Here is an 18,485-nt window from a genome sequence, read left to right on the forward strand (position 1 = left end):
TAATTTACGCTTAATGTGGACGTTCTACAATACAAGTAAGTTAAAGAAATGAAGGAGAGATAATCATGAAGAAATTATTCATCGGACTAACCATTTCAGCAGCGGTATTTGGAGGATTTGCCCTTGCGCAATCTATGACAACAGGCTCTGCGGCCAACCAGGAGAAGACAAGCCCGAAGCTGATGACCGAACAGGAAGCAAAGGACATCGCATTGAAGGAAGTAAACGGAACAATCATAGAGGCAGAATATGATCATGACGACAACCGCCCGCATTATGAATTTGAAATTCAAAGCAATAAAGAAGAAGTAAACGTTGAGGTTGATGCCAAGACAGGAAAAGCAACCATTACTGAGCGTGAAACAGTCCAAGCTGCAGCGGTAAAGGAAGAAAAAGCGAATGCTGCCCAAACAAACAAAGCCAATGAAGCTGCAGCCAAGAAAGCGGTCATCACAAAAGCTGAAGCCATCAAGAGTGCGAAAACAGTCGCAAAAGGTACAGTTACAAAAGTGGAATTGGACCATGATGATGATGACCAAACTCAAGTATATGAGCTTGAATTCAAGGACGGAAACGTCGAATATGATGTAGAAGTCGATGCCTATACAGGAAAAATTCTTAAAGTAGAACAAGATTTAGAAGACTAAGCTTTGCAGAGACAGGCGGAGGAACCCGGATGGGTTTCTCCGCTTTTTTTGCTGCTATTCAAATTAGGTGGGGAAAATTGAATCCTCCTGAATAGGCTCGAAAATCAAAAAGGCGTAATGAAGGTATGTTTTTGGGCAAAGTGGGTTCAGAAAAATAGATCCGATGCTAAAAAACATGTCAGCTTGTCTGTTTTTTGTCTTCTGGGCCTGGACGGAGGTTCTTTATGAATGGAATTTTCCTTATATCTGATTAAGTCCATATAATTGTGTAAAAAAAGAGAGTCATTTTATTCACTCTTGGCAACACTGTTTTCAGCTACGAAAAATTAGTGGAAAAGAGGAATATAAATGACTCAGTTACAGTCTAACCTTGATATGGACATTTTAAAAGAATCCGTTATTAATTCTAATCTAGATACTGTCATTAAATCGGCGGTTGTATTGGTCTTAAACGAGTACATGGAGAAAGAGAGAGATGAGTTCATCCGAGCCTCGGCTTATGAGCGCACCAACCAGCGACGTGATTTTCGAAACGGCTACTATGATCGTGAGTTGACGATGAGTATCGGCAAGCTTGAGTTGAGGGTTCCCAGAACTCGAAGTGGTGACTTCTCCCCTACGGTCTTCGAGAAATATGCTCGTTGTGACCAAGCCTTCATCTTATCCATGCTGGAAATGGTGATCAATGGAGTCTCTACCCGTAAGGTGACACATATCATCGAACAGCTTTGCGGTGAAAGTGTCTCTAAATCATTTGTTTCTTCTCTTACTCAAAAGTTGGATCCCGTTGTGAACGAGTGGGCAAATAGACCATTAAATATGGATTATTATCCTTATCTTTTCGTGGATGCCATGTACATTAAAGTGCGGGAAAACCATCGGGTTGTATCAAAAGCTGTCTATATAGCGACAGCTATAACGGAGAAAAACAAAAGGGAAATCCTCGGCTTGAGCATAGATCATGTGGAAAGCTTCGAAAGTTGGTCGAGATTTTTCCAACAGCTTAAATCTCGTGGTCTCCAATCCCCAAAACTCGTGATTTCCGATGCACATCAGGGCTTACAGAAAGCCATCCAGCGTGAGTTCATTGGGACTAGCTGGCAAAGATGTAATGTCCATTTTAAGCGCAACATAATCGAGAAGCTTCCCAAAAAGAATTCGGAAGAAATACGGAGCATGATCAAGCGAGTATTCGGAGCTGTAAAAATAGAGGATAGCCGGCGTTTCAAGGAGGAATTAATGAAGCAATTTAGTGACGAACCTAAGTATGAAAAGGCCCTGGAAATACTTGATGATGGATATGAAGATACCATCCAATACATGAGTCATCCCGCGAAGATGCATCCTCATATCCGCAGTACAAACTCACTGGAACGACTAAATCAGGAAGTCCGCAGAAGAGAAAAGGTCATACGGATTTTTCCAAACACCCAATCTGCGTTTCGGTTAGTGGGAGCTGTTTTGATGCATTATCAAGAATCTAGCTATGACAAGAAAAAATCTCTTGGTAAATAGGTCTATTTTAAACTTCCATCCATGATGATTTCACAATCAGTGAAGGTAGTCAAAGGAAAGGACATCTTTGACAACCTTCACTGATTGTGAGCTAGGGAACCATGGAAGTTTCGCTCAAAAAAATGTAGGGGGAAACAACAAACCAATCAAACTAAGTTAGCGGAAAACAGTTGTTTTAGTAATTTACACAAAAGTGAGGACTTGACTTTATATCTTCGTTTTAAGGGCGAAATCAATCTGTTTAAGGGCGAATGGCTGAAAAGGGGTTTCCAAATAGAATGTCGAAATACATAAAAAGAAGGAGTGAGTACATTTGATTGAAGGTAAGGATACAGTCATCCAGCACTATCGGGATTCCATTAATCAAGCCGCTCAATGGAAGCATATAACGGACAAGAAATGGCGCACACCGATTGCGGAGGGGAAATGGACGATTGGGGAAGTGGCCGGGCATTTTATTCCCTGGGACGATTTCGTGCGAACAAAGCGAATTCCCTTTTTTCAAAAAGGCGGCCCATTCCCGGAGAGTCCGGATGTCCATCAGACGAACCAGGAATCAGCGGCTATCAGCCGACAACGCAGCCAGGAAGAAACGATTGCAGCATTAATAGAAGGCCGTCAAAAATTAATCGCTGCCATTCAACTGCTAGATGACGAAGGGTGGGAGCGGGAATTCCTATTGAAGCATACACCCATCACCTTGGCTGTTTATTTTCAAGGTCAAATCGAGCATGATAAGCATCACTTTAGACAGATTGAATCAGCGAGGCATGAGCGATGAGCAGGCCTGTATTTATTTCTCTCCTCATTCTCATGCTCGTGAATCTTTGGCTCGGAATGGAAGCGCAGGATTTGGCTCATTTTTTTGAGGATTTATTTGGGGTGTTGGATAGACCAGCAATGTATTTGACTATCATCACTGCTATCAGTCTCGCCATCTATGTATTTGTGCTCGGGTTTATGATCATTCAAAAAATACGCGGCCAGTTGCGGGCATCTAATCATGTTTATATCATTATACTTTTGCTGGCAATCGGTCTCGTAGTCAATCTCTGGTCTATTATGGTTCTAGCCATGTGGTGGGGATAACCGATATACATAAGGAGCCTTGTCCTTCTGGGGCAGGGTTTTTATTTTAACTGCTCGCCGAATCATACTAGAATGAAAGAGAGAGTGAGTTCCCTTTTGCTTGACGGTAAGGGGTAAGAAGGGTACACTTTGGATAACTTCATCTTGTTATCACATTAGCGAACTAAAGTATAAATTTATCATAAAGGAATGTTTTGGATGCCAGATATTTTTATGTTTGAGAAACCAATCGGCATGCGCGATACATTGCCGGATTTATTTAGATTAAAAGAATCAGTTCGAAGCCGGATGGCAAAGGAGACAAAGTTATACGGATATCGTTTCTTGGATACCCCGTCTCTTGAATTCTATGAAACGGTCGGACAGGTGTCTGCCATCAAGGACCAGCAGCTGTTCAAGCTTCTTGATAAAGAGGGGCACAGCCTTGTGCTTCGTCCGGATATGACCTCCCCAATTGCCAGGGTAGCGTCCTCTCATTTATTGAAGGAGGGCAATCCATTAAGGATGGCCTATAGCGCGAATGTATTCCGTGCACAGGAAAAAGAAGGGGGACGTCTTGCTGAGTTTGAGCAATTCGGTGTTGAAATGATTGGGGACAAAACCTTATCAGCGGATGCGGAGGTGCTCGCCCTTCTGACATCGGTCCTTCAGGCCGCGGGACTCCCGCATTATCATATTACAGTCGGCCATATTGCTTTCGTTCAGGAGATGCTTCTCCATTATGGGGGAAATGAGGAACAGGCAGGTATGATGCGCCGATTCCTATTTGAAAAGAACTATGTCGGGTACCGGGAATATGTGATGGAGCTCGATTTGCCGGAAAACAGCCGCCAAATATTAAAAAAACTTCCTGAACTGAAGGGGAATGCAGAAGTGCTTGATCAGGCACTGGAGATGATGGAGCATGGTGTAGGTACTGCTGCCTTGTATGAGTTGAAGGCGCTGGCTTCAATGTTGAAGAAGGCAGGAATAAACGGCCATCTTTCCTATGATCTATCCCTTGTCAGCCATATGGATTATTATACGGGTATTCTATTCGAAGTGCTCGGCAGCCATATTGGCTTCCCGCTTGGAAATGGCGGACGATATAATGAGCTTTACCGAAATTTCGGCCATGATGCACCTGCCACTGGATTTGGCCTGCGGCTTGACCGAATTATTGAAGCAATCGGAGAAATTGATGCGGAGGAACAGCCCTTATGTATTATCTATCATGAAGCCCAGCAGTCAGCAGCGATGAAAAAGGCTGCCGCCTTACGTGCAGAGGGCCATGCAGTTGTGACGCAAAACATTGCCGGGATTGTTGAACTCGATACGTTTACAAATAATTTCAAGAATATTGTGTATATGATCGATTCCGATGGATGGGAGGCAGGGTCATGAGAGAACCATTAACCGTTGCAATGCCGAAAGGGCGTATTTTTGACGAGGCTGTTGAACTGCTGCGTAGAGCAGATTATCAATTGCCGCCTGAATTCGAAGATACACGCAAATTAATCATTGAGCTGGAGCATGAGCCTCTGCGCTTCATTTTATCCAAGCCGATGGATGTGCCAACCTATGTGGAATATGGCGTCGCAGACATCGGCATCGCCGGGAAGGATGTCATGATGGAGGAGGAGCGCGATGTGTATGAGCTGCTGGACTTGCAAATCAGCGCCTGCCATTTGGCTGTTGCCGGCCTGCCGAATACAGAGATGAGCAAGGTCGCACCAAAGATTGCAAGCAAGTATCCAAATATCGCCTCTCAGTATTTCCGCGAGCAGGGAGAGCAGGTTGAGATTATTAAATTGAATGGGTCCATCGAGCTTGCCCCAATGATTGGGCTTGCCGACCGAATCGTCGATATTGTCTCAACCGGCCAGACGCTCCGGGAAAATGGGCTTGTTGAATATGCGACTATCAAGAAGGTGACATCACGTCTCATCGCCAACCCTGTCAGCTATCGTCTGCGCGAACGGGAGATTACTGATATGGTGGCAAGGCTTCGAAATGTACTTAATGTAAAAGCATAAAAGGAGGGCTCATACGTGGAAATCAGATCATTGCAAAAGGGGCTATCGCTCAAGAGAAGTGTTGACGGCGGAACCGATGCACAATGTGAGGCGGTGCGCCAAATTCTAAGCGATGTAGCAGCAGAAGGAGATAAAGCCCTCTATCATTATACGGAAAAATTCGATAAGGCCGCGCTTTCCTCGCTAGCCGTGACAAAGCCAGAAATCGAGGAAGCACTCGAGGCGCTTCCAGAAGGGATGCTATCCATTATGGAGGAGGCAGCTGCTAATATCCGCGCCTACCATGAAAAGCAAAAGCAAAATTCCTGGATTGACCTTGCGGCTTCCGGCACGATGCTTGGACAAAAGCGTACACCGCTCGATTCCGTCGGGATTTATGTTCCAGGCGGTACAGCGGCCTATCCATCCTCTGTCCTTATGAACGCGATTCCTGCACAAGTCGCCGGGGTGGAGCGAATCGTGATGGTATCCCCGCCGGGTGAGGACGGCAGGCTGCCTGCATCTGTTCTTGCGGCAGCCTCCATTGCTGGTGTGACGGACATCTTCAAGGTTGGCGGCGCACAAGCGATTGGAGCCCTTGCTTATGGAACAGAAACGATTGCGAGAGTCGATAAGATTACCGGCCCGGGTAATATTTATGTCGCTCTAGCCAAGCGTGAGGTATATGGCGATGTCGATATCGATATGATTGCCGGCCCAAGTGAGATTGCGGTACTGGCTGATAGGACGGCAGATGCCCGTTATGTGGCCGCTGATCTCCTATCCCAGGCAGAGCATGATGCGCGCGCCTGCAGCGTACTTGTAACAACGAGCCGTGAATTGGCGGAAGAGGTGAAGGCAGAGGTGGAGGCCCAGCTGGAAACCCTGCCAAGGAAAGAAATCGCCTCAGCTGCCTGGGAGGAATTCGGCGGTATTTATGTAGCTGATACGATGGACGAAGCGATTGCGGCTATCAATGAATTATCGCCTGAGCACTTGGAAATTCAGACAGAGGACGCGATGAATGTGACGGGTGCCATTAAGCATGCCGGAGCTATCTTCATCGGTTCATACAGCTCAGAGCCTGTCGGTGATTACTTTGCCGGTCCGAACCATGTTCTTCCGACCAATGGGACAGCAAGGTTCTCAAGCCCGCTGAACGTGGATGATTTCCAAAAGAAAACAAGCCTGATTATGTACAGCAAGGAAGATATGGAGCGGAATGCAGCCAAGATTGCGGCTTTCGCCAGATTAGAAGGATTAGAGGCTCATGCACGAGCTGTGGAAGCAAGGCTGGGAGGGAAGAACCAATGACAAGAGAAGCAACTATCGAGAGACGAACAAATGAAACGAATATAAAATTAGCATTTGGCATAGATGGGGAAGGAAAATCACAGCTTGAAACAGGAGTTCCGTTCTTATCCCATATGCTCGACCTATTCGCCAAGCACGGCCATTTTGACTTAATGGTTGATGCAGACGGGGATGTCGAGGTCGATGGCCACCACACGACAGAGGATATCGGTATTTGTCTTGGGCAGGCTCTCACGAAAGCGCTTGGGGACAAGAAAGGAATCAAACGATACGGCAATGCCTTCGTGCCGATGGATGAAGCGTTGGCCCAAGTCGTCGTTGACTTAAGTAATCGTCCGCATCTCGAATTCCGGGCAGATATTCCGGCACCGATGATTGGTGATTTTGACACGGAGCTCGTCCATGAATTCCTCTGGAAGCTTGCAATTGAGGCAAGAATGAATCTGCACGTTATCGTACATTATGGACGCAACTCCCATCATATTGTGGAGGCCATTTTCAAGGCGCTCGGCCGTGCATTGGACGAAGCGACAATGATTGATCCAAGGGTGAAAGGAATTCCATCCACAAAAGGAATGCTGTAACTAGAAAGGAGGAGGCGTGCATTGATCGGCATTATTGATTACGGTATGGGGAATTTATTCAGCGTGAACAACGCATTAAAGCGGCTTGGAGCCGAAACGGTCATCAGCGGAGACCCGGAAGTGCTCGCTTCCTGTGAAGGGCTTGTCCTGCCTGGAGTCGGAGCCTTCCCTGATGCAATGGCTGCTCTGAGGGAGCAGAAGCTTGATCTCTTTTTGAAAGAATACGTGACAAGCGGGAAGCCGCTTTTAGGAATCTGTCTCGGCATGCAGTTATTATTCGAGAGCAGTGATGAGCACGGCTATTCAACAGGACTCGGATTTTTGAAAGGGCATATTGTGAAATTCGCTGGGATCGACCGGGAAGGACGTTCCTATAAAGTCCCTCATATGGGCTGGAATAAGCTCCATTTCCATCAGGAGCACCCATTGCTTGCTAGGCTGGAAGAGGACTATGTCTATTTTGTCCATTCCTATTATGCGGAAATCGAGAAAACCTCCGAGCTGCTGGCCTCTGCCTCCTATGATGTGGAGGTGCCGGGCATTGTTGGTCTCGGGAATGTGATGGGCATGCAATTTCACCCAGAGAAAAGCGGTCAGATGGGAAAAGCGCTGCTCCAAAATTACATCAAGCTGGTAGAAGAGAAGGAGAGGCTTGTCCAATGATAAAGACATTTACCATCTACCCTGCGATTGATATGAGGGGTGGCCGTTGTGTTCGGCTGCTGCAGGGAGATTATGATCAAGAAACTGTATATGGGGATTCACCGTTTGAAATGGCAAAGTCTTTTGCGAAAATGGGTGCTTCATGGATTCATATGGTCGACCTTGATGGCGCAAAGGAAGGCTCGCTTGTAAATGATGCATCTGTTTTGAAGGCGGCGAAGGAATTACCGGGAGTCTCCATCCAAATCGGCGGCGGAATCCGCAGTGAGAAGCAAGTGGCGCATTATTTGGAGAATGGTGTCGCCCGCGTGATTTTAGGAAGCGTGGCTGTCCGGGAACCAGCTTTTGCAGAAGAAATGATTCGTAAATACCCCGGGCAAATCGCGATTGGCTTGGATGGCAAGAGAGGGAAGGTCGCAACAGATGGTTGGCTTGAAACGAGTGATTGGAGCGTGCTCGATTTAGGCAAGTATTTTGCCGATAAGGGGGCAGAATGGTTTATCTTTACCGATATTGCCAATGATGGCATGCTGAGCGGACCGAATGTGAGTGCGACGGCTGAATTGGCCCGTATTACCGGTAAAAAGGTGATTGCCTCAGGCGGAATGAGCCGTCTTGAAGATATTGCATCATTGAAGGATCATCAAGCTGACGGGATTGAAGGGGTCATTATCGGCAAAGCCTTGTACGAAAATCGATTCAGACTCTCGGAAGCCTTATTGGAAGCGGAGGGAAAAGCATGATAACGAAGCGTATCATTCCCTGCCTGGATGTAAAAGAAGGCCGTGTCGTCAAAGGAATCCAGTTCCTCGGATTGCAGGATGCCGGCGACCCGGTTGAACTAGCGCAAATGTATGATGACCAGGGAGCGGACGAGCTCGTATTCCTCGACATCTCCGCCTCTCATGAGGGACGGAAAACGATGGTGGAGGTTGTGAAAAAGGCAGCCTCTGTCCTAAGCATTCCATTTACAGTTGGCGGCGGGATTAATACGGTTGATGATATGAGGATCATTCTCCGCTCCGGAGCAGATAAAGTATCCGTTAATACGGCAGCTGTTCTGCGTCCTCAGCTAATCGCAGAAGGGGCTGCTTACTTTGGCAATCAATGCATCGTTCTTGCGATTGATGCTAAATACGACCCTGAATTTGGAGGCTTCCGCGTCTATACGCATGGAGGACGTAAGCCGACAGAACTAGATGCGGTCGAATGGGCCAAGCATGCCGTTGCTCTGGGAGCTGGGGAAATCCTTCTCACAAGCATGGATAAGGACGGAGAAAAAAGCGGGTTCCACCTCGAGTTGACACGCGCTGTCAGTGAAGCGGTCACCGTACCTGTCATCGCCTCAGGAGGAGCGGGAGGCAAGGAGGACTTTGCCCCAGTCTTCACAGAAGGCAAAGCCGATGCCGCGCTTGCTGCATCGATTTTTCATTACAAAGAAACGAGTGTTCAAGAAGTGAAACGCAGACTGCGAGAACAAGGAGTGCATGTGAGATGAACGAAGTGAAATTTGACGAAAACGGACTCGTACCAGCCATCGTCCAAGATGCAAATACAAAGGAAGTACTGACACTCGCCTACATGAATGAGGATTCTTTGGCGAAAACACTCGAAACAAAGGAAACCTGGTTCTACAGCCGCTCCCGCCAAGAGCTCTGGCATAAAGGGGAAACAAGCGGAAATACTCAAAAGGTACAGGAGATTCTCTATGACTGTGACAAGGATGCCCTCGTTGTCAAAGTCATTCCGAATGGTCCCGCCTGCCATACCGGTACAGTCAGCTGCTTCACAGAAAAGCTGCTCGAAGCAACAGAGACAGAAGCATCTGCGGAGCCGGAAACCGAAGCCAGCTTTTTGAAGGAACTCGAATGTATCATCGCCACACGAGAAATGGAGCGTCCCGAAGGCTCCTACACAACCTATCTATTCGAGGAAGGCGTCGACAAAATCCTGAAAAAAGTCGGTGAAGAAGCAGCGGAAGTCATCATCGCCGCCAAAAACCGGGACCTTAATGAACTGAAATGGGAAGTATCTGATCTCTTCTTCCATGTCCTCGTCCTGCTGCGTGAACAAGGTTTGCCATACTCCGAAATTGAGAAAAACCTGCGCGAACGACATGCAGATAAAAGCCAGAACAAAGACTTTAAAGGCTGATTGCCTTTGGAGTCTTTTTTTGGGGGATGGAGGAGGGCAGGTGTGTGGAGAACCGGGTGATTCCCGCCTATGTCCCATGCAAGGTATAGGGAAGGGTGGGGAAAGGGTGGACGAAAGGTGGGAATCGTCAGAGAAAGCCCACCCTATTCCCATGCAAGGCATAGGAAGGGTGGGGTAAGGGTGGACAAAAGGTGGGAATCGTCAGAGAAAACCCACCCTAGTCCCATGCAAGGCACAGGAAGGGTGGGGAAAGGGTGGACAAAAGGTGGGAATCGTCAGAGAAAGCCCACCCTAATCCCATGCAAGGCATAGAAAGGGTGGGGAAAGGGTGGACAAAAGGTGGGAATCGTCAGAGAAAGCCCACCCTAGTCCCATGCAAGGCATAGGAAGGATGGGGAAAGGGTGGACAAAGTGTGGGAGAAGCCAGGCAATCCCCACCCTAATCCCATGCAAGACATAGGAAGGGTGGGGAAAGGGTGGACAAAGTGTGGGAGAAGCCAGGCACCACCCACCCTAGTCCCAGGCAAGGCATAGGAAGGGTGGGGAAAGTGTGGACAAAGTGTGGGAGAAGCCAGGCAATCCCCACCCTAATCCCATGTAAGACATAGGAAGGGTGGGGAAAGGGTGGACAAAGCATGGGAGAAGCCAGGCAATCCCCAACCTAATCCTATGCAAGGCACAGGAAGGGTGGGGAAAGGGTGGATAAAAGGTGGGAGAAGCCAGGCACCGCCCACTCTATTCCCAGGCAAGGCACAGGAAGGGTGGGGAAAGGGTGGACAAAGCATGGGAGAAGCCAGGTACCGCCCACCCTAGTCCCATGCAAGGCATAGGAAGGATGGGGAAAGGGTGGACAAAGCATGGGAGAAGCCAGGCAATCCCCACCCTAGTCCCATGCAAGGCATAGGAAGGGTGGGGAAAGTGTGGACGAAAGGTGGGAATCGTCAGAGAAAGCCCACCCTAGTCCCATGCAAGGCATAGGAAGGGTGGGCAAAGGGTGGACGAAAGGTGGGAGAAGCCAGGCACCGCCCACCCTATTCCCATGCAAGGCATAGGAAGGGTGGGGAAAGGGTGGACAAAAGGTGGGAATCGTCAGAGAAAGCCCACCCTAATCCCATGCAAGGCATAGAAAGGGTGGGAAAAGGGTGGACAAAAGGTGGGAATCGTCAGAGAAAGCCCACCCTAATCCCATGCAAGGCATAGGAAGGGTGGTCAAAAGGTGGACAAAAGGTGGGAATCGTCAGAGAAAGCCCACCCTATTCCCAGGCAAAGCATAGAAAGGGTGGGGGAAGGGTGGACAAAGCATGGGAGAAGCCAGGCACCGCCCACCCTAGTCCCAGGCAAGGCATAGGAAGGATGGGCAAAGGGTGGACAAATAACATCCCCGATCTCCCCCGCCGCCCATCACTATTCGACCCCTTCCCCAGCCCGCCTCTCTTTCTATAACTCTCCGAATATGGTATAATTTATGGGTTAAACAATAAGTCTTTTGGAGGACTAGATGGGGAAAAATTCTAATTGGGTAAACAATGCTAAAGTTGTGTCATTTAACCCGACTGGAGAGTTTTATTTTACGAAAGGAATTAAGGCTTTTCAGCGCAGGGATTTATATAAAGCGAAAAAATACATGAATCGTGCGTTTCAGCTGGAGCCGGATGAGCCGATGATTGCTTGTCAGCTTGCGGTGATTTGTACGGAGCTGGGTGAGTATCAGTTTTCGAACCAGCTGCTTTTGAATATATTACAGGATCTTGATCCGTTTATGACAGAGTGCCATTACTTGCTGGCTAATAATTTCGCGCATATGGGCTTGTTTAAGGAGGCTTATAAGCATGCGAATGAGTATTTGGAGCGGGATGAGTTTGGCGAGTTCAGCGAGGATGCTGAGGATTTGCTTGATTTGATTACGTTTGAGACAGATGAAACTGAGGAGACGCTTGAGTATCAGGATGATTTGATGATGCGCCAGGATGAGGCTCGGAAATTGCTGGAGGCGGGTAATTTTGTGAAGGCAGTCGAGAGGCTTGAGGATATGATTGATACGTATCCGGAGTTTTGGTCAGCGTATAATAATCTGGCTCTGGCGTATTTTTATGTTGGAAAGGCTGATGAGGCGTTTGATACGCTGGACCGGGTGCTTGAGAAGAATCCGGGGAATTTGCACGCGCTTTGCAATGGGATGGTTTTTTACCATTATCAGATGCGGGATGAAAAGGTGCGTGAGGTGTATGAGCTGCTTCGGAAGGTGAGGCCGTTTTTGGATGAGCATTTGTTGAAGCTTGGGGCGACGTTTGCGTTGACGGGCTTTTATGAGGAGGCTTATCAGTGGCTTCGTGTGCTGCAGAAGAAGGGCTATGAGGGTGATGGAACCTTTTATTATTGGCTGAGTAAGTCTGCTTATCAGATTGGGAAGGTCGAGACTGCTCGCAAGGCTTGGAAGAAGGTTGAGGTTTTAAGTCCTGATAAGGAGGGGCTTGAGCCGTGGGGCGAGCTGGCAGAGGAGTTCGAGACGAGCTTTGAGGAGCATGCGCCGACGATTTTGAAGAAGCTTGATAGTGATTATCCGGAGGAGCGTCTATTTGGTTTGTTTTTATCAAGCCGCTCGAAGGCGCTGCCGATGATTAAGCACCACCCGATGTATTTGGAGAATGAGAAGTTCCAGCAGGAGGAGCTGCTTTATAAGAAGAGCATTGAGTTTGCTGATCCGACGGTCTTCTTTGGAGGCGAGGTGGCTGAGCTGCTATATGAGCGCCATCGTCCGGTGCGTTTGATTGAGTCAGGGCTTTATTTGCTGTGGTTTTCCGTCTTTGTGGAGGGGAAAGAAAACGGCATGAAGTTCAGGAATGCAAAGGCTTGGGCTGCGGCTATTGAGTATGAGTGGCATAAGCTTCGCGGGGAGAAGATTCCGCAGAAGGAAATCGCTAATCTTCATGGAATATCTGTTTCGACTTTGTCGAAATATGTGAATCAGGTAGCTAGTTTGCTGCAATAAGCATATCGATGGACTCTACTGGTATAGTTTTATACGATTAATATAAGCTAATACATGATAAAATAAACAGCGTAGCTTTCGTATATAAACGGGATACAGAATGATGTGAGGAGTGTGTCATAATGGCTGAAGATAAAATTTATGATGTGGTCATCATTGGTGCTGGGCCTGCTGGAATGACAGCAGCTGTCTATGCTTCACGGGCCAATTTATCAACGTTAATGCTTGAACGGGGAATTCCGGGCGGGCAGATGGCGAATACAGAGGATGTCGAGAACTATCCTGGATATGAGTCCATTCTTGGGCCGGATTTGTCCAATAAAATGTTTGAGCATGCAAAGAAATTCGGTGCAGAATATGCATACGGTGAAGTGAAGGAAATCATTGATGGGGAAGAATACAAAACCATTGATGCCGGATCTAAGCAATATAAAACACGTACCATCATTATCTCTACAGGTGCTGAGTATAAGAAAATCGGTGTTCCAGGCGAGAAGGAGCTTGGCGGACGCGGTGTGTCTTATTGTGCAGTTTGTGACGGTGCTTTCTTTAAGAACAAAGAGCTATTCGTTATCGGCGGCGGGGATTCCGCAGTTGAAGAGGGTGTTTACCTGACTCGCTTCGCCTCTAAAGTAACGATTGTTCATCGCCGTGATGAGCTTCGTGCCCAGAAGATTTTGCAAGATCGTGCATTTGCGAATGAAAAGGTAGATTTTATTTGGAATTCTACCCTTAAATCCATCAATGAAAAGGATGGAAAGGTAGGCAGTGTAACATTGGTTTCCACAGTTGATGGAGCTGAAACAGAGCTTCCAGCTGATGGTGTGTTTATCTATATTGGTATGCTTCCACTTACAAAACCATTCCAAAGCCTTGGCATTACAAATGCAAATGGCTATATTGAAACGAATGACCGCATGGAAACGAAGATTCCGGGAATTTTCGCAGCGGGAGATGTTCGCGAAAAACAATTGCGCCAAATCGTAACAGCTACAGGCGATGGCAGTATTGCTGCACAGTCTGCACAGCATTATGTGGAAGAGCTGATGGATAAATTGAAGGAAAAAGCAAAATAAGAAATAATTTACAAATCGTCATCTTTACTTAACGCTGCTGTAATATAAGCGCAATAAAATTGGGGTAGAATTAAAATAGAAATTGACCCCCTTTTATATACTTTTGGCACAGGTTTTAGACCTGTGCCCCTTTTTTGTTTTTGTCGAAAAATATTTCAATTTGGTGAGCGTTTATGTACGTTTTACTCACATTGTTCAGGCGTAGGGAAAATAGTATAATGGGGATAGACCAAATAATTATATGCTTCTGTTGGTAATCATGAGGTGAATGGAATGCAAAGAGTAACCAATTGTTTATATATAAAGGATGACATGGCTTTAATGCTTCAGAAGCCGCGAAGAAATTGGTGGGTTGCCCCCGGCGGTAAGATGGAGACCGGTGAATCCATTCGAGACTCTGTCGTTCGGGAGTATTATGAAGAAACGAATTTACGAATCAGCAATCCCGTATTGAAGGGGATTTTTACAATGGTGATCGTTCGAGGAGAAGAAATCGTGAATGAATGGATGCTTTTCTCTTTCTGTGCGAGAGAAGCTGAAGGACAGGCATTGGTGGAGACAGAGGAAGGCAGACTCGAGTGGCACGCCCTTTCTGATATTCCGTCCTTGCCAATGGCTGAAGGAGACCGTCATATCATGAATCACCTGATAGAGGGAACAGGCGTGTTGATGGGGACCTTCCGTTATACGGAGGATTCGGAGCTCATCGATTATAAGCTAGAGAGAAACGGGGAGTAGAAATGGAAGATAAGAAAGTGGAGAATGAAATAGTGGACCACCGATTAGTCATTATAACGGGAATGTCCGGAGCAGGTAAGACAGTTGCCATCCAGAGCTTTGAAGATCTTGGCTTCTTCTGTGTGGATAATCTGCCGCCGACACTGCTTCCGAAATTCCTGGAATTAATGGAGGACTCAGGGAAGAAGATGAACAAAGTGGCTGTCGTCATGGACTTGAGAGGCCGGGACTTTTTTGACCACCTATTTAAGGCTCTTGATGATTTGAATGACTCCAAGACTTTTGTTCCAGAGATTTTATTCCTCGATGCAGATGATGATGTGCTTGTCAGAAGATACAAGGAAACAAGAAGGACACATCCGCTTGCTCCATCAGGACTGCCGCTTGAGGGTATTCGTCTTGAGCGGGATTTGCTTGAGGAGTTAAAAGGACGTTCTCAAAGTATTTACAACACCTCTGAATTGAAGCCGCGCGAATTACGGGAGAAGATTTCAAAGGAATTCGCGGTCAACCATCAGGTATCCTTCACAATCAATGTGATGTCCTTCGGGTTTAAGCATGGGCTGCCGATTGATGCCGATCTTGTGTTTGATGTTCGCTTCCTGCCAAATCCATTCTACATTGAGCATATGCGCCCGATGACAGGATTGGACAATGAGGTATCCTCCTATGTTCTGAAATGGAATGAAACACAGAAGTTTATTGAGAAGTGGGTAGATTTGCTTGATTTCATGATTCCGCAGTATAAGCGCGAGGGCAAGGCGCAGCTCGTCATTGCTGTTGGATGTACAGGGGGCCAGCATCGCTCTGTTACCCTTGCTGAATTCCTTGGCAACCGCTACAAGAATGAATATGATACGAGAGTTACGCATCGGGATATCAATAAAAGGAAGGTACACACAGATGACGTCCAAGTTAAGACAACCTAGGATAGCAATCATCGGGGGCGGTACAGGATTACCTGTACTGCTTCGCGGATTGAAGACCTATCCGGTTGATATTACAGCAATTGTTACGGTAGCGGATGATGGAGGCAGTTCAGGCCGTCTTCGCGATGAACTTGATATCCCGGCTCCAGGGGACATTCGGAATGTTCTCGCTGCGATGTCTGAAGTCGAGCCTCTCATTGAGCAAATGTTCCAGCACCGCTTCGATAATGCGGACCATTTGAGCGGGCACGCCCTTGGCAATCTCATCCTTGCTGCGATGACCTCCATTACGGGTGATTTTGTTCATGCAATCCAAGAGATGAGCAAGGTATTAAATGTGAAAGGGCAGGTATTGCCTTCTGCGAATCAAAGTGTCATTTTGCATGCAGAGCTTGATGATGGGGAGGTTGTGACCGGTGAGTCCAAAATTCCGTATTCAGGCAAGCGGATCAAGCGAGTATTTCTCAGCCCGGAAGAGATTGAGCCGCCGGCGGAAACGCTGCAGGCCATCCGCAATGCAGATATGATCTTGATGGGGCCAGGCAGTTTGTATACAAGCATACTCCCTAATCTTGTCGTCCCTTCAATTGCAGAGGAGATTGCAAACTCAAATGCAGCAAAGGTGTACATTTGCAATTTGATGACTCAGGCCGGAGAGACGCTGAACTATACGGCAAGTGACCATTTGAAGGTAATCAATGAGCATCTCGGTTCCCAGTGCGTAGATACAATCCTTGTTAACAAGGAAGAGATTCCTCCTCACTTGAAATTGAAGTATAAAGAGGAGTATGCACAGCCTGTTATTTTTGACATCAATCGGCTGGAGAAGATGGGTGTTCGTGTCATAAAAGAAAATATTGTTTCCATTCATCATAATCGAGTACGCCATGATACAGTCGCAGTCGCATCGATTATATATGATTTAATAAATGAAAGAGATTTGAAAGTCAGTAGTATCAATAGCTAATAAGCATGTCGTAAAAAGATAGAGGTGGAAAAAGGATGTCGTTTGCGTCGGAAACGAAGAAAGAGCTGACGAACTTAGAGGTTAAAGAGTGTTGTGCTCGGGCAGAACTATCCGCGCTGATTCGCATGAACGGATCCTTATCCTTTTCAAACCGCCATCTTGTTGTAGATGTCCAAACCGAAAATGCAGCGATAGCCAGAAGGATTTATACATTGCTGAAGAAGATGTATGATCTTCAGGTTGAACTGCTCGTACGGAAAAAGATGAAACTAAAGAAAAATAACGTATATATTGTCCGTTTCGCCGAGAAAGCAAAGGAAGTATTAACGGACTTAAATATCATTGAAGATGGATTTTCCATGGTGCACAATATTTCGGAAAGCCTCATTGAGAAGAAATGCTGCAAGCGTTCGTACTTGCGTGGAGCATTCCTTGCTGGAGGTTCGGTGAATAATCCGGAAACATCTTCTTATCACCTTGAAATCTCATCTTTATATAAAGAGCATAATGACGCTCTATGTGAATTAATGAATTCATTTGGATTGAAAAGCAAGACGCTGGAGAGGAAAAAGGGGTTCATTACGTATTTGAAGGAAGCAGAGAAAATCTCTGAGTTCCTCAATATTATCGGCGGGCATAATGCCCTATTGAAATTTGAAGATATCCGTATTGTGCGTGATATGAGAAATTCGGTCAATCGCTTAGTGAATTGCGAGACCGCGAACTTGAATAAAACAATTGGTGCGTCGCTGCGCCAAGTTGAGAATATAAGATATATAGAGAGCACGGTCGGACTTGATGTCCTTCCGGATAAATTACGTGAGATTGCCAGACTTCGTGTCGAATATCAGGATGTTACCCTGAAAGAGCTCGGAGATATGGTCTCAGGCGCTAAAATCAGTAAATCAGGCATTAATCATCGACTTCGCAAAATTGATGAAATCGCAGAAAAGTTAAGAGCCGGTGATTCAAAATAAGTAATTAGGCTTCACTAATAAACAGATAACTGTCGATAGGGAGGATTATGTCATGGTTGAAAAACAAGTAACAGTCCATTTAAAAACGGGCCTTCAAGCCCGACCTGCAGCACAGTTTGTACAGAAGGCAAGCAGCTTTTCTTCCGAGATTTACATCATAGAAGGAGATAAGAAAGTTAACGTAAAGAGTATTATGGGCTTAATGAGCCTGGCCATCAGCAGCGGCAGCACCATTACCCTGGCGGCAGATGGCAGTGATGAAGAACAAGCCTTACAATCGCTTGAGGAGTTCTTGAAAAAAGATTAATGGCTGGCTAAGACCGTCTCTGTAAATCCTAATGAAAGGATTTGCGGGGCGGTTTTTTTATGGGCGCAATCACTTGGGGAATGGTTGAATTTCGGATGACCCAAAGCCTTAGCCTTGGGATATCCAGCACCCTAAGAACAGGAGTTGATCCTGAAGATTGCCTGAGAAAACCTACTTAATTACGTCATTTTGATATCCAGCCTTCCTATCGGGAGCAGCAGATCTCCTAATCGAAGCTATCATTGACTGATGATTTGCCTATACTCAAGTATTATCGCCCATGCAGCTTAGATTTCGCCCTTACCCTCTTATTATCGCCCTTAACTGGTCAAAATTCGCCCATAAACTAGGAAATCAGGCTCTCTAGCGATTAAAACGAAGACCGATCCCTCCCCAAAAGGTCAAAACAGACAAGCTGATGGAGTCAAGTCCTCACTTTTGTGTAAATTACTAAAACAACTGTTTTCCGCTAACTTAGTTTGATTGGTTTGTTGTTTCCCCCTACATTTTTTTGAGCGAAACTTCCATGGTTCCCTACCCTA

The 18,485-nt window shown here is 46.6% G+C and carries 19 protein-coding genes; all 19 read left to right on the plus strand.

Translation table 11 applies throughout. The annotated features are described in order from the left end of the window. Positions 1-65: 65 nt before the first annotated feature. The 19 genes from AC622_RS20375 to AC622_RS01770 all read left to right on the plus strand — a co-directional run bounded on the left by AC622_RS20375 (position 66) and on the right by AC622_RS01770 (position 17,943). Positions 66-647, plus strand: a complete 582-nt coding sequence (locus AC622_RS20375) for a PepSY domain-containing protein (protein WP_053103701.1) — start codon at positions 66-68, stop codon at positions 645-647. A 348-nt stretch (positions 648-995) separates the two neighbouring features. Then, complete coding sequence (locus AC622_RS01665; RefSeq protein WP_049669487.1) at positions 996-2,162, plus strand: IS256 family transposase; 1,167 nt, start codon at positions 996-998, stop codon at positions 2,160-2,162. A gap of 313 nt (positions 2,163-2,475) precedes the next feature. After that, positions 2,476-2,943 (plus strand): DinB family protein, encoded by a 468-nt coding sequence (locus AC622_RS01670; RefSeq protein WP_049669488.1) that lies wholly within the window; start codon positions 2,476-2,478, stop codon positions 2,941-2,943. Further along, positions 2,940-3,251: a hypothetical protein gene (locus AC622_RS01675; protein WP_049669489.1), complete on the plus strand. Its 312-nt coding sequence runs from the start codon at positions 2,940-2,942 to the stop codon at positions 3,249-3,251. Before AC622_RS01670 ends, AC622_RS01675 begins: the two co-directional genes overlap by 4 nt. Before the next feature lie 198 nt (positions 3,252-3,449). Further along, complete coding sequence (locus AC622_RS01680; protein WP_231589464.1) at positions 3,450-4,634, plus strand: ATP phosphoribosyltransferase regulatory subunit; 1,185 nt, start codon at positions 3,450-3,452, stop codon at positions 4,632-4,634. Further along, positions 4,631-5,266, plus strand: a complete 636-nt coding sequence (gene hisG / locus AC622_RS01685; RefSeq protein WP_049669490.1) for an ATP phosphoribosyltransferase — start codon at positions 4,631-4,633, stop codon at positions 5,264-5,266. The genes AC622_RS01680 and hisG overlap by 4 nt, the downstream gene beginning before the upstream one ends. A gap of 15 nt (positions 5,267-5,281) precedes the next feature. Continuing rightward, positions 5,282-6,559 carry a histidinol dehydrogenase gene (gene hisD, locus AC622_RS01690; RefSeq protein ID WP_049669491.1) on the plus strand — a complete coding sequence of 426 codons (1,278 nt, stop codon included), beginning with the start codon at positions 5,282-5,284 and terminating at the stop codon, positions 6,557-6,559. Then, a complete protein-coding gene (gene hisB / locus AC622_RS01695; protein WP_049669492.1) occupies positions 6,556-7,143 on the plus strand; it encodes an imidazoleglycerol-phosphate dehydratase HisB in 588 nt (195 codons plus the stop codon). The genes hisD and hisB overlap by 4 nt, the downstream gene beginning before the upstream one ends. Positions 7,144-7,164: 21 nt before the next feature. Continuing rightward, positions 7,165-7,806, plus strand: coding sequence for an imidazole glycerol phosphate synthase subunit HisH (hisH, locus tag AC622_RS01700; protein ID WP_049669493.1), 642 nt, complete (start codon positions 7,165-7,167; stop codon positions 7,804-7,806). Next, entirely contained in the window at positions 7,803-8,549 is a 747-nt protein-coding gene (hisA, locus tag AC622_RS01705) for a 1-(5-phosphoribosyl)-5-[(5-phosphoribosylamino)methylideneamino]imidazole-4-carboxamide isomerase (protein WP_049669494.1), read from the plus strand. Before hisH ends, hisA begins: the two co-directional genes overlap by 4 nt. Then, complete coding sequence (gene hisF / locus AC622_RS01710; protein WP_049669495.1) at positions 8,546-9,304, plus strand: imidazole glycerol phosphate synthase subunit HisF; 759 nt, start codon at positions 8,546-8,548, stop codon at positions 9,302-9,304. The genes hisA and hisF overlap by 4 nt, the downstream gene beginning before the upstream one ends. Continuing rightward, positions 9,301-9,960: a bifunctional phosphoribosyl-AMP cyclohydrolase/phosphoribosyl-ATP diphosphatase HisIE gene (gene hisIE, locus AC622_RS01715; RefSeq protein WP_049669496.1), complete on the plus strand. Its 660-nt coding sequence runs from the start codon at positions 9,301-9,303 to the stop codon at positions 9,958-9,960. Before hisF ends, hisIE begins: the two co-directional genes overlap by 4 nt. A gap of 1,498 nt (positions 9,961-11,458) precedes the next feature. Next, complete coding sequence (locus tag AC622_RS01740) at positions 11,459-12,949, plus strand: tetratricopeptide repeat protein (protein ID WP_049669501.1); 1,491 nt, start codon at positions 11,459-11,461, stop codon at positions 12,947-12,949. A gap of 122 nt (positions 12,950-13,071) precedes the next feature. Next, positions 13,072-14,025: a thioredoxin-disulfide reductase gene (gene trxB, locus AC622_RS01745; RefSeq protein ID WP_049669502.1), complete on the plus strand. Its 954-nt coding sequence runs from the start codon at positions 13,072-13,074 to the stop codon at positions 14,023-14,025. Positions 14,026-14,298: 273 nt separating this feature from the next. Next, the gene (locus AC622_RS01750; protein ID WP_049669503.1) at positions 14,299-14,763 is read left to right on the plus strand and encodes an NUDIX hydrolase; all 465 of its coding nucleotides are present in this window, start codon (positions 14,299-14,301) and stop codon (positions 14,761-14,763) included. A 2-nt stretch (positions 14,764-14,765) separates the two neighbouring features. Continuing rightward, positions 14,766-15,692: an RNase adapter RapZ gene (gene rapZ / locus AC622_RS01755; protein WP_049669504.1), complete on the plus strand. Its 927-nt coding sequence runs from the start codon at positions 14,766-14,768 to the stop codon at positions 15,690-15,692. Further along, positions 15,667-16,659 (plus strand): gluconeogenesis factor YvcK family protein, encoded by a 993-nt coding sequence (locus tag AC622_RS01760; protein ID WP_049669505.1) that lies wholly within the window; start codon positions 15,667-15,669, stop codon positions 16,657-16,659. Before rapZ ends, AC622_RS01760 begins: the two co-directional genes overlap by 26 nt. Positions 16,660-16,694: 35 nt before the next feature. Then, complete coding sequence (whiA, locus tag AC622_RS01765; RefSeq protein WP_049669506.1) at positions 16,695-17,636, plus strand: DNA-binding protein WhiA; 942 nt, start codon at positions 16,695-16,697, stop codon at positions 17,634-17,636. Between the two features lie 52 nt (positions 17,637-17,688). Further along, positions 17,689-17,943: an HPr family phosphocarrier protein gene (locus AC622_RS01770; protein ID WP_049669507.1), complete on the plus strand. Its 255-nt coding sequence runs from the start codon at positions 17,689-17,691 to the stop codon at positions 17,941-17,943. Positions 17,944-18,485: the final 542 nt, after the last annotated feature.

It is taken from the genome of Bacillus sp. FJAT-27916 (assembly GCF_001183965.1).
Classification (GTDB): Bacteria; Bacillota; Bacilli; order Bacillales; family Pradoshiaceae; genus Pradoshia.